This is a genomic window from Pseudomonas sp. MHK4 (assembly GCF_054600775.1).
The window spans coordinates 630677-643161 of sequence record NZ_BAAIAK010000001.1 but is presented as its reverse complement, the minus strand read 5'-3'; the positions used below and the strand labels follow the sequence as shown (position 1 = coordinate 643161).

6 protein-coding genes and 2 pseudogenes are annotated in these 12485 nt (G+C 58.5%); 3 read left to right on the top strand and 5 right to left on the bottom strand.

Annotation, left to right across the window (positions count from 1 at the left end):
- Positions 1–45: 45 nt before the first annotated feature.
- Together ACYP2Q_RS02715 and ACYP2Q_RS02710 are read right to left on the bottom strand one after the other, a co-directional pair.
- Positions 46–1044 (bottom strand): flavin reductase, encoded by a 999-nt coding sequence (locus ACYP2Q_RS02715; protein ID WP_459729054.1) that lies wholly within the window; start codon positions 1042–1044, stop codon positions 46–48.
- Between the two features lie 61 nt (positions 1045–1105).
- Positions 1106–2167: an LLM class flavin-dependent oxidoreductase gene (locus ACYP2Q_RS02710; protein ID WP_459729053.1), complete on the bottom strand. Its 1062-nt coding sequence runs from the start codon at positions 2165–2167 to the stop codon at positions 1106–1108.
- An 85-nt stretch (positions 2168–2252) separates the two neighbouring features.
- Between ACYP2Q_RS02710 and ACYP2Q_RS02705 the strand changes: the two genes are divergently transcribed.
- Positions 2253–3176, top strand: coding sequence for a LysR family transcriptional regulator (locus tag ACYP2Q_RS02705; RefSeq protein WP_459729052.1), 924 nt, complete (start codon positions 2253–2255; stop codon positions 3174–3176).
- A gap of 338 nt (positions 3177–3514) precedes the next feature.
- On the opposite strand, the gene ACYP2Q_RS02700 is transcribed toward ACYP2Q_RS02705, so the two are convergent.
- Entirely contained in the window at positions 3515–7564 is a 4050-nt protein-coding gene (locus ACYP2Q_RS02700; RefSeq protein WP_459729051.1) for an autotransporter outer membrane beta-barrel domain-containing protein, read from the bottom strand.
- Positions 7565–8294: 730 nt separating this feature from the next.
- Positions 8295–8900, bottom strand: coding sequence for a class I SAM-dependent DNA methyltransferase (locus ACYP2Q_RS02695; RefSeq protein ID WP_459729050.1), 606 nt, complete (start codon positions 8898–8900; stop codon positions 8295–8297).
- A gap of 1282 nt (positions 8901–10182) precedes the next feature.
- Here ACYP2Q_RS02695 and ACYP2Q_RS02690 point away from each other — a divergent pair.
- Positions 10183–11172 (top strand): annotated as a pseudogene (locus ACYP2Q_RS02690) (site-specific integrase); the annotation flags it as partial.
- A gap of 2 nt (positions 11173–11174) precedes the next feature.
- Positions 11175–11366: pseudogene (locus tag ACYP2Q_RS02685) on the top strand (transposase); the annotation flags it as partial.
- Positions 11367–11663: 297 nt separating this feature from the next.
- On the opposite strand, the gene ACYP2Q_RS02680 reads toward ACYP2Q_RS02685, so the two are convergent.
- Positions 11664–12437: an IclR family transcriptional regulator domain-containing protein gene (locus tag ACYP2Q_RS02680; RefSeq protein WP_459729049.1), complete on the bottom strand. Its 774-nt coding sequence runs from the start codon at positions 12435–12437 to the stop codon at positions 11664–11666.
- Positions 12438–12485: the final 48 nt, after the last annotated feature.

The window sequence follows — 12485 nt, the reverse complement described above, 5'->3', positions numbered from 1 at the left end:
TGTCCTGGTGGTCGCGCGGCGCACAGGTCGCCGCGCGGTACTGCCTTAGCGCGCCGATGCGATGGCATCGGGTTGCTGCCAGAGGTTGTTGTCCTGCCAGATGTTTTCCTTGCGCCAGTGCCTGGGCAGTTCGGCGCCGGTGTGCTCGATGACACGACCGATCAGCAGCTTGAGTTGCTGTGCTTCGTCGAAGGACAGGGCTTGCAGTGCAGTCATCTCCGCGGCCTTGGCAAACGTCAGCCACTGGATCGCCAGTTGGCGTCCCTTGTCGGTGAACAGCACGCGGTCCTCCTGTAGCGCCAGCAGATCCTTCTGCAGCCAGATCGCCAATTGTTCTTCGGACAGCGCTTTGCCGGTGAACTCGAACAGCTGGCGCAACTCGTCCAGGGTCCGGCCTTCACTGAAACTGAGGAGGCCCAGTAGTTCGAAGTCCTGGTCCTGCATGCCCATCGCCTTCAGCTGCTGGCGAATCGGCAGTTGCAGCTGGTAGTAGGCGCGGCCGAGAAGAAAACCGAGCCAGTTTTCGCCGTAGATCACACTTTCCTGCCCACGCGCGGCGGCAGGCAGCAGGCGCCGGTAACTACCGCTGTGGAACACCAGCGGGGCCTTGTCGAAGCGGTCGTATGCCAGCACTTCGCCGACCAGGATGATGTGGTCGCCACCCTCGTACTGGTAGGTGGTCTTGCACTGGAAGCGTGCCGAGCAGCCATCCAGCAGCGGAATCTCGCTGGGCCCACGCTGCAGCTCGAGCGCTGCGAACTTGTCGGCACCACTTTTGGCGAAGCGATTGGACAGCGGCTCCTGGTCAGTGGCCAGGATGTGCACGGCGAAGTGCGAGCCATCGGTGAAGGCGTGTGCCGACGAGGAATCCTTGTTGATGCTCCACAGCACCATCGGTGGGTCGATCGATACCGAGTTGAAGCTGTTGGCGGTCAAGCCATAGTCCTGGCCGTCCTGGCCGCGGGTGGTGACGATGGTCACGCCGGTGGTGAAGGCGCCGAGCGCCTGACGGAACTGCTTGGGGTCGAAGTTACAGGTGTTCATCGACAGAGACTCCATTGCCGCCGGACGCGCCGGCGGCTGATTGTTATTGGATAGGAGTGGTTCAGCGGTCGAGCAGCGGCATGACCAGGCGGCCGAAACGCTCGGCTTCCTCGTGATGCGGGTAGCCGGACAGACAGAAGCCGCTGCAGCCGGCATCGACGAACGCCAGCAACTGGTCGGCAACCTGCTGCGGGGTACCCACCACGGCAATACCGGCGCCGGGGCGCACTTCAGTGATGCCGGTCCACAGGTGCGGCGTCATCTTGCGGCCGACGGTTTTGGAGAGCTCTTTCATGCGCTGGTTGGCAACCGACTCGGCCATCATGGTCTTGACCTGTTCGGTCCAGGTCGGATCGGCGCCGTTGACCAGCGTGTCAGCCGCCGCCCAGGCTTGCTCTTCGGTTTCCCGGCAGATGATCTGCAGGCGCATGGCGAACTCGATGTCCTCGCCGCGGCCATATTTGGCAGCGCGCTCACGCATTTCCTTGATCTGTTCGGCGATGCGCTCCGGGTAATCGCCCCAGAACAGGTGCACGGCGGAGTGCTTGGCGGAAATTTCGGCCGCATGCTCCGAACCACCGCCGAGGAAGAAGGGCGGGTGGGGTTGCTGGAAGGGGGTCGGGATGACTTTCGGGCCGTGTGCCTGGTGGTACTTGCCTTCATATTCCACGCCTTCTTCGGTCCACAGGCGTTTCATCAACTCGACTTCTTCTTCCAATTGCTCGTAGCGGCTTTCCTTGGAGACGATCTGGCCTTCGGCGTGCGCGTCTTTCTCGCTGAGGCCGGCAATCAGGTTGATGTAGATGCGTCCTTTGGATAGTTGGTCAAAGGTGGCGAACATCTTGGCCTGGGCCACCGGATGGATGAAACCAGGCTTCACCGCCACCAGGGCCTTGAGCTTCTGGGTGCGGGCGATGATGAAGGAGGCGGTAACCCAGGCATCCCAGCAGTAGGGGGTAACGGGGACCAGTACGTAATCGAAACCGGCCTGTTCGGCGGCGACGGCTACTCGCTCGAAATGTTCAAGGGATTGCGGGATGCTTTTACTCGGATCGCTGAAGGCAGTGGTGTCGCCAAGAGTTGGAATGAACCAACCCATCTGCAGGGATTTTTTATTGTTCATGCTTGGGCTCTAGTACCGAGGGATCGATGGAGCCACTAGACCAAAAGCGTTACAGTGAGGGAAATGAATAGATAGAATTTCAGGCATGCACAGTATAAATACCCGCACTCTCGACCTGAACCTGCTGGTGGTCTTCGCGACCCTGTGGGATACGCAAAACGTCACCCGCGCCGGCGAACGCCTGGCGCTCAGCCAGCCGGCGGTCAGCCATGCGCTACGGCGACTGCGCGAGCGCCTGGGCGACGAACTGTTCGTCACCGGACGCCATGGCCTGGTACCCACCGCGCGCGCGACCGAGCTGATCGGCCCGGTGCGCGAAGCACTGGGCCGTCTGGACGAAGTGCTGCAAGGCTCCATGCCATTTTTGCCGGCCGTGGCGCAGCGCAAGTTCCGCATTGCCTCCGGCGATTTCGTCGAGTTCCTGATCCTGCCGCGGCTGATCCAGTACATCGCCCGTGAGGCTCCGGGGGTGATGATCGAAGTGGTGCCGCTGCCGCCGAACAATGCCTTGCCAGCGCTGTTGGAGAGCGGTGAAATCGACTTGGTCATCAACACGCCCATGACCCTGGGAGCTGGACTGCGCGAGGAGTCGATCACCACGGTTTCGCTGCTCACACTGATCTGGCAGCGCGAAGGCTTGCCCCCCGGACGCTTTCCGCTCGAGCTGTACCTGGAGCGTCCACAGGTGATGATCGAAATGCACCAACGGGAAGGCAACATCATCGACACGACCCTGCAGGCCCAAGGGCTGGCGCGTCGTGTTGGCGTATTGGTGCAGAACTTCATGGCGATGCCGGTGATTGCTTCGCAAACGGGCTATATCTGCAATCTACCGGGGCCGATTGCACAGGCTTTTGCAGAGACGTTCGGCCTGAGCTGCCATCAGCCGCCAGTGGATTTCCCTGAACCCGAATTGATCGGGTACTGGCACGCTCGGTTCGATGCGGATCCGGGCTTGAGATGGTTGCGCGAGCAGATAAAGGAATGCGCGGTCAGCCGAGCTGAGTGAGGGCAGGGGACCGATGCACACCCACATCCACGGGATCGCGATTGGTTTGTCATGCCGCTTTTACCTCGACTTGAGGGTAACGGACGTTTATCTCTGAATGGTTCTTGAGGTCCATCCCGCCGCGGATTTTCGCGCGCGTGCCGGGGAACTGGCGCGCAGCATGGGAAATATGTCGTCAGTCGCTTTCGGCATGCGATTATCCAGACAGCCCGCGTTATCGTTGACGTCCATCGCGAGCAAGCTTGCTCCTACAAGAACCCTGTGCGAGCAGGCTCATGATGGGCGTTTTCTGCCTGCCACGACCGGCTGAAATCGACCCAAATCTTACATGGGTCTTGTCAGAAATCGTATTTCACACCCAGCATGCCCTCGTAGCTGTGGCTGTCGCCATCGAAGGACTTCTGATACCCCGCTGAGACGAAGAACGTGACTTTCTTGTCGGCCTGGTAATCGACGCCCAGGTTGGCTTCCCACCAGCTCCCGCCGATATCCGCTTCGAAGGGTACGAAGCCGTCTGCCGATGAAAATTCGGTCTTGGGTTGCCCCTTGAACTCATGCCAGACGCTGGGGCGCAGCCAGCCGTTGGTACGCAAGGTCTCACCCTTGTCGGTCTCGCGGAACCAGTCCTTGGCCAGGCGCACGCCCAGGCGGCCGATCAGCGAATCGACGTCCCTGAAACGCACGTCGGCAGCGATGTCATCGCTGTCGTCCAGATCGATATGCGAATAGATCACCTGGGCCTGTGGCTCGAGGTACAGGTTTTCATGCTTGTGTTGGTCATCGCCCTCATCCACCAGGAACGGGTAGCCGGTTTCCAGGGACGCGGAGTAACCCCAGCCTTTGGTGTCCAGCTCATCGATGTCACCCGGCTTGGCTTCGATGTCGAAACGGTGCACTTGCAGCACACCGTCGACGTACCCGCCATCGGGGCCGAAGTGCGTCCAGTACCCGCCCAGGCTGTAGGCGCGCAGTACATCATTGCCGGCGCCGAAGCCGGTGTAGTGCTCGACACCGCCGTCAATCTTGCCGACGGCCAAGGACAGGCCCGCCTGATCGTGGCTGCCGTCGGTGTCTTCGCCGCGATACAGATCGAGACCGACCTGGAACGCCTGCATGTCATAGTTGTAAGCCGGGGAATCGCCAAACGGGCCGTCATGGCTACTCTCGCGCTCGCCGTTGCGGAAAATCATGCGCCCCCAACCGAGGGACGGGCCGTAGGTTTCTTCATGTTCCTTGGGCAATGGGTCGGTGGGCATGCGGCGCTCTTCGGCAACCCGCTCGTGCAGGGTGTCGATCATGCCACGGGTATAGACCAGCGCCATGGCGGGAATGGCGCCGTACAACGAGGTTTCCGCACGGAAGCTCGGCACCGGTGGCGCAGGCGTTGGCGGCTCGGGCGGCTCGGGCGGAACAGGTGGTACGGGCCCATCATCCGGTGGTACGGGTGGTACGGGGGGCACCGGTGGTGTCGGCGGAACAGGCTCGGCAGTGGAACGCAGGTACCACGCTTCGCCGTTGCTGGCATCCACGCTTGACCGTTGTAGCGTGTATTCGTAGGGACCTGCAATCGCGCGGCCACCCAGGCGGAAAGCGTTGGTCGCGGTGGTACCGCCGTTCAACGTATCCACCACCATGATGCCGTTGCCGGTGGTCAACGCGCCTCGCCCCAACAACCCGCTGGCATCCCTGGCGTTGCGAATGAGCAATGCTGTGTTGCCGGCGGCGATCGGCGTCGCGGTGCCGCCATCGATCACCAGTTTGTCCGAAGGCGAGCCGTCTCCCTCCAGGAACGTATGGAGCGCAATGACGCCATCGCCGCTGTAATTGTTGACGGTGAGGGTCTTGAATACCCCGCCCGTCGGGGCAGAGAAATCGATCAGGCTGGGGTCATTCACCAGGTTGGTCAAATTGGAATCGCCCGTCATGCGCCAGACGCTGTTGTTGCTCAGCGTCAGGTTGGAAACGCTGCCGGGCGCCGTGAAGGCCGAGCCCACCACGGTTGATCCAGAGAGGTTGATAGTGGCAAGGCCGGGCGTCACGGGTGGGGCAGGGGCGGTGATCGGCGCAGATTGCAACGGCGGCAAGTCTCCGGTGAGTTCATCCGGGAAATCCTCCGGGCCGGTCAGGGGTGGATGCGCAGTGGCCAGCAGGGGAAAGTCATTGAGTGTGCCCACGCGCAGCCACTCACTGGCACCCGTCGCGGTCGAGTCGGTCAGGGTCACGTTGGCATCGCCGGCGATACCGATGATCGGGCCGCTGCTGTTGTTCAAGGTGCTGCGAGTGAAGTCGGCCGTGGAGACCGCCGCGGGTATGCCCAAGGCATAGACTGCCATTGAGTTGGCACCGCTGGCCACCACCGTCGAGTCGGTGCCATTGATGCGCCCGCCAATGACCGCGACAGCACCATGGGCGGTCGCGCCGTTGGTCTGGATTGAACTCTGGTTGATCGTCACCGAGGTGGGATTGTCGCGGGAAAACGCACCATGCGCACCCACGCCCTGGGTCAGCACCGTGGTGCGGTTGGCCACCACATCGGCCTGGCCACGACCGGTGGGCGTCGTGCCGTAGTCCTCGAGCACGGCGCGAAGGCCTGCGGCACCGGTGCCCAGGGTTGTAATCGAGGTGTCATTCACGGTGACCGTGGCGACATCAACGGGTTGGTCATTGCGCGATTGCGCCTGTGCGCCGTGGGCATTCAGGCCACTGGTTTGCACGGTGGTGCGGTTGGCCGTGGTGTTGGCACTGAATTGCGTGCCGACCTGTTCCGCGATCGCAAATACCCCTATGCCCGATTCACCCGAGGTGGTGATCCTGACGTCATTTAGGGTCGAGTGACCGCCATCGTCGGACCAGGCGCCCATGGCGGAAAGCCCGGAAGTGTTGACCACGGTACCGTTGGCAATCAGGGTGCCGCCGGGATTGCGTGCGCCGAGGCCATGGGCGTAGGACGATGGCCTGACCCGGTTGCCAGTGGTGGTGATCGTGCCACCGTTGAGCGTAATCGATCCGTGCAATTCCGCGATCGCGCCCATGGCGTTATCGTCACCGCTGGTATTGATCGTCACGTTGTTCGCGGTCACCGAGCCAGGCGAGGCTGCCAGACCACTGGCGGTCAGTGCCGCGGAGTTCGGGCCGGTCGTGGTGATCGAGCTGTCGCTGAGGGTGAGGTTTGCGCCATCGCGCGCCGTCACGCCGACGGCGACGGTGGGGGTCGTGGTGCTGACACTGCTGTTGGTCATCGTCAGGGTCGAGCCAGCGCCCTCTACCTGCACCGCGGGTGAAAAAGGCCCGGTGACGCCATTGAGCGCGACGCTGCTGTTGTTGACCTGCGCACTGCCACCGGCCTTGATGGAAATCCCGAATGCGCGGCTGCCTGCCAACAGGATGGCCGTGTCCGCCACTTGCGCCTGGGAACCTGCACCCTCCACGGAAAGGCCAAAGCCACGCACGCCGGTTGTGGTGATCGCGCTGCCGGCTCCGCTCATCACGATCTTGCCACCGTTGACGGCCCGCACCCCGGCGTTTGGGGTGCTGTCTATGTTGGCGGCCCCCGAGTTGGTGAACGAACTGCTGGTCAAGACCAGGGTGGCACCAGTGTCGGCAAGCGCGGCTGAGGCGTTGGTGCCGGAGGTGCTGGCCGCGATGCCTGTGGCATTGATCTGGCTGCCGGCTCCCGTCGCGTACAGGGCATGGCTGCCGGCAAGCGTGGTGGTGTTCTGCGCCCCGGCGGCGGTGATCTGTGCGCCGTTGGATAAATTGACCACGCCGCCGCCTTCGGCCAACACCCCGAAGGCTCCGCGGGAACTGGTACTGACCGAGCCCCCGGAAAAGTTGAGCTGGCTGCCCGTTCCGCTCGCGACCAGACCGTAGTTACCCGTGCCGTTGCCGCCGCCCGTCACCAGCACAGTGCTACCGTTCAGCGTGAGCACGCCGCCATTGTCGGCGGTGGCGCCACGCATGTTCAGCGAGGTTCCCGAGGCGGGTGTCAGGTCGAGGGTGGCGCCGGTGGCCGAGATATTGCTGCCCGCGCCGGACGCGCGTAATCCGATCTGTCCGGTGGCGGCGGCGCCAACGGAGGTGGTACTGACGGTGCTTGCATTAAAGCTGATGGCGGCGCCTTGCAGTGCCAATGCGCCTGTGGTGGTGGTGGCCCCCAGATTAAGGGTAATGCCATCAGCGGTGATCTGCCCCAAGGCACCACTGGCGTTTAGCCCGATGGCCCCGGCGGGAGTGACATTGACGATGGTGCCGGGAGGAACCGTGCAATCAGTGTTAGAGGCCACCGCGGGTGCAGGGCAGACACCTGCGGACCACGCGGGCGCGACCGCACCACCCAACAGCGCCACCGTGGTCGCTATCTGCAATCGCAGGAGCCATTCAGGGTTCACACCACACCTCACGATTCTCGCCGGCAAATGGTGGGGACACCTGGTGCTGCCTTTCATTGTTTGTTTGGGGTGAATGAACAAACCGAATGAATTCAAGTGCTGAGCCATTGCGATCAACTCCCTTTGCGAACCCTCGAAATACACTGTCGAGATTCCCCTCAGAAGCGTCCAATCACCCGGCATTTACGCGCGATTTGGCTGGCGCACAGGTCACACGCTCGAGACTGCATGGGATATGCCTAGCGTTAGGTTTAGTCCAATCTGTAACTTTTTCCGTTTACTTCGTCTAATTTCGGATCCAATACCGCTGCCACGAAGGACCACGGCGAGAATCTGCGGATCATCTTCCAAGGCAGCCGGGCGGTTCAGCGTCAGGTTGCCGATCCGGTTGCGGATGCCAAGAGATCTGGCGCGTTAACATCACTCATGTTCAGGCCTCATTTAGTCGAAGCCGACAGAATCACTAGACTGACCGCTCGTGTTCTTGTGTGCTTGGCAATGGCTGGACTGCCGGCCGGATGGCAGCGAGGCGAGGAGGAGGGTGCTGGCAAAGGGTCGGGTGGCAGTGGCGTACGGGGCATGGACGAAACAACAGTTGGCAGCCAGTACCTGGACTGGCGCAGGTGGGGACCAGCGAATAGCGATATCAGCCTAAACTTAACTCAACTAAATAGACGTTTAATTGAGTTATAAGGTTTTTGATATTGGCGTGCAGGGCAAAGGGACGTTTCTAACCGAAAACAGCAAGCCAGATTGTATGCCCACCACAATCCGGATCTTCCGATACTTGCTCAACGACGCTAAAACCATGGGCATCGAGCAGCGCAACATATTCATGGTGGTCCAGGCTGGCGTGATAAAGCGTTTCACCTTCGAAGCTGCCCAACGCAATGCCATGGGCCGTCCCGCTGGTAAACATCAATGCAGCACCAGGCTGAGCATGAGCCTGGAAAATCGGGAACATTCGACGCTGATCCTCAGGCGTCAGGTGAAAGAAACTGTCCCACGCCAGAATGCCCGCGTAACGCCGATCAAGCGCCAAGTCGCGCATGTCGGCCACATGCCAATCCTGCTGCGGGAAACGTTGCTCACACAAGGTGATCATCGCCATGGACGAATCAATGCCACACACGGCGTGTCCCGCGCCGATCAAGTAAGCAGCCATGGGTTCGGCACAGCCACAGCCGATGTCGAGGACATCACCAGCCACGACAGGCATGGCCTGACGAAAACGATCCAGCCAGGATTGTTCGACCAGGCGCCGCGAGCGAACACGATCCCACGTTTGAGCGTGACGGTCGTAGAGATCGATGATCTGATGGGCTGCTTCATGCATGAGGGACAATCCTGAGGGATGTGGTCGAGGGATGTGGTCGAGGGATGTTCCGGGGTTTGAAATGTACCTTGGAGACGCCCTGTGTGGAATACCTTTCGGTACGCATAATGTATATTATGTTAAATCGTGTATTAGGTGGTTCCCCCGCTTATGTCGGCAGCTGTGACCGATCAAAATTAAATGAAATTCTATCGAGGCGAGGAAAATCTAACATTTTCATTCTGTTATGTTCGTAGCTAGCGATTACGTGGTCGTCATAGGTCGTTAATCGCTGGAATTGAACTGAGATTTATCCACTCAATACCCCCCTAAACATCGCTTTTTCCACCCAATAATGAGCAATTCCACTGATTAACAGCTATGCACTCCACTTTTTTCTGATGAGTAACTGCACTATGAGCGTCATAATAGTAAGAAATTTCACGTTTTTTGGAGATTTCTTTGCTGGGATAATCCATCTGATAGTCTTCCAAAAGTAATCGATGATCAGTGGAAATATCCTAGGATTGCCTGGGGTTGATATCAATTAATTGACTAATTTGAATTACGCATTTACCGTTTCGATGAGCCTGTGAGTGCCGCCAGACCTCCGGCTCATTCACAGGATTTCCTTATTCCGTTATATGTGGAGTATTCCTAAGTGAGAGTTAGCTTTCAGCCTCGCCCAATTTTGATGACAAAGCCTCTCTCGAAATTCCATTGTCAAATTTCTACGGTAGGTATCCGTCGGTTCGACAGTATTTTGATATTTTCCAGTCTTCAATTGATGTCGAGCTAGATTACACGCATGCTCGCGCCTTTTTATTAGCGCGCTGTGTAGAGCCTAAGACGTTTGGAAACTATAGAAATTTTATTGAGCGTTTACTTCTCTGGAGTTGGATCTACGCGAAAAAATCTTCATTGAGCTTGAATGTCGGTGATATTAAAGATTTTATGGCTTTTAATCAGTGCCCTGCCAGTGATTGGATAATGTGCTTCCCTCCGCGCAGCTTCTGTAGCTTGGCTCCGCGAAACGGGGGCAATGACCGCCGCAGAATTTAGGGATCATAGACATCTTCAGAGAGATCTCCGCCATGCATCACTTGCCCAAACTCTAGACCGATACTACAGCAAAGGAACAGAGACGCTTTAGGCTGTCGAGGTATCCATCGAGCGAATACCTAACGGTCAGATTGAAAAGATAGAGCTGTAATATCCGATAACGCGCAGACTCGGTTATTGCAGGTCTGCCGACGCTACCTATCATCGAGGCACGTTGTTCAGTCTCTTATCCGGTGTTTACATGGCCACAACTCCAATGCCCTTATTTGAAGCGTACAACCGTTTTCGAAACCTGAACTTTAGTCGTGTGACTGCTGAACTGCCTCTTGTCACTCAGTATCTGTTCTCCTTTCCGTCAGAATTGAAGGCTCAAGATGGTTACATGGCGGTTCGCGGATTTCTAAAATCCTACTCAAACAATGAAGCCACGTTCAACTCATACCGCACCCATGTTGAACGTCTTCTGCTGTGGTCTCTTCTGATCGCCAAAAAACCGCTGCTCGAACTCAAACGCCATGATTGTGAGAGCTTCCTGGAGTTTTGCTTACAGCCTCGTCCTGAGTGGATCGGTCCTATAGTCAAATCGAGATTTACCCGGGTGGGAGGTCGTAAGGCTGCTGAAACTGACACCTACATCATCAACGACAATTGGCGGCCCTTTAACGTCAAAATCGATAAGCAAATTCGCAAAGTCGCTGCGGAGAACAGTACAGATTTAGATGAAACAGCCTACAAAATGTCTGCTGGCTCGATGGGCCAGGTGTTTGCTGTTTGTGGCAGTTTTTTTCAGTACACCATCGACGAAGGCCTGACCGCTGACGCCAACCCCATTCGGTCCGTCAAACAAAAATCCAACTTCAAGCAGCGCAACACTGTGATCAGCTCGGGCAAGGCGCTGACTCCGCTCCAGTGGAATTATGTAATGGAGACCGCGGAAGTCATGGCCACCGAGGATCCTAGGCACGAGCGAACGCTATTCATTGTGGCCACCCTCTTCTCTCTTTATCTCCGAATCTCTGATCTCGTCGGTCGGGACAACTGGAAACCGACGATGGGTTCGTTCGAGTATGACGGCGAGAATTGGTGGTTCAACGTCGTGGGTAAAGGCAATAAGGCGGCAAAAGTCAGTGTGCGGGACGAATACATCGAAGGGTACTTGAAGAGGTACAGGACCACCCTCTCCCTCCCACCTTTACCGTCTCACAAAGAAAGTACGCCACTTGTTAGAACGAGATGAGGGTTCGTCGACAGACCGTTGAACATCCTTTTGGAACGCTCAAGTACTGGATGGGAAGTACCCACTTCCTGACCAAAACCCTGCCGAGGGTGAGCACTGAGATGAGCCTTCATGTGCTCGCCTACAACCTCAAACGAATGATGAGCATCTTCGGCATCGCAGGACTGCTTGAGGCGATCAGGGCGTGAATCCAGCCGTTTGCTCAGCCGTTAGTAGCCGTTTGGGCCGCTGACGCGGCCCAAACGGCTACTAACTTCTATGTCACTGACTAAGCTGATTCGCGCTTCCGCCCGCTGATTCCATAGGCAACCCTCGCAACTTTCAGTTTTCGACGTATTTAGTGCGTTTTCACACAGCCTGGGTCGGGAACAGCCAGTCAAGAGAAGCGGCAACCGATCCAATGACAGCCCCGGTTGACCGTCACAAGAACTCTATGGGAGGGTCGACGCAATTCGCCAGGCAAGCCTGATAGTCATCTCCCATGCCTACAGCGTCATGATCGGCCGTAGCAGTGCCTGACCTTCATACAATGCCGACAGGTAACGTTCGCGCATCTGCTCGACGGTCATTCGCGACGCATGAGTCGTGAGCGTCAAGGTGGCTTGCAACTGCCCTTCCCGATCAATCAACGGCACGCTCAGCACCCGCATGCCCACTTCATATTCCTGATCCACCAGCACGTAGCCACGCTGCGCCGCCAAGGCGATTTCGGCGCGGATCCGGTTTTCGTCGGTGAGGGTGTAAGGCGTGATGGCCTGTGGCGGGTTGCGTGCGAAATATGCGTCGAGCGCCTGCGTCGACAGGCTCGCCAGCCATAGCCGGCCACTGCCGGTGCAATACATCGGCACACGTGAGCCCGGCCGAATAGACATCGAGGTGATGTGGCTGTAGCGGCTGCGCACCACATGCACGATGTCATCCCCGTCGCGAATACCCACCGACACATGCTCCTGAGTGGTTCGCGCCACCTGCTCGACGATCGGCCGCAGCATGCGCGGCAACACGGCCGAATCGACATAGGCCTGGCCGATGCGCAAGGTCTTGGCGGTCAGCCAGTAAAAGCGACCATCGGTCTGCGCGAAATCGTCATGCACCAGGGTCAGCAAAAAACGTCGGGCGGCGCTCTGGGTCATGTCAGCCATGCGCGCCACCTCGGGCACACTCAGGCGCGGGTGTTCCTGGGAAAACAGCTGCAACAGCGCCAGTCCCTTTTGCAGGCCAACGATCAAATCCCGTTGATGAATGGTGGGTTGCTTCATGGCTGCGACTCTTTTTCAGGCATGTAATGCGATTATCGCATTGATGAT

Bases quoted from the DNA above. Each gene is read 5' to 3' on its own strand.
- ACYP2Q_RS02695 (WP_459729050.1), bottom strand. From the start codon at position 8,900: ATGCATGAAGCAGCCCATCAGATCATCGATCTCTACGACCGTCACGCT.
- ACYP2Q_RS02705 (WP_459729052.1), top strand. From the start codon at position 2,253: ATGCACAGTATAAATACCCGCACTCTCGACCTGAACCTGCTGGTGGTC.
- ACYP2Q_RS02715 (WP_459729054.1), bottom strand. From the start codon at position 1,044: ATGAACACCTGTAACTTCGACCCCAAGCAGTTCCGTCAGGCGCTCGGC.
- ACYP2Q_RS02710 (WP_459729053.1), bottom strand. From the start codon at position 2,167: ATGAACAATAAAAAATCCCTGCAGATGGGTTGGTTCATTCCAACTCTT.
- ACYP2Q_RS02680 (WP_459729049.1), bottom strand. From the start codon at position 12,437: ATGAAGCAACCCACCATTCATCAACGGGATTTGATCGTTGGCCTGCAA.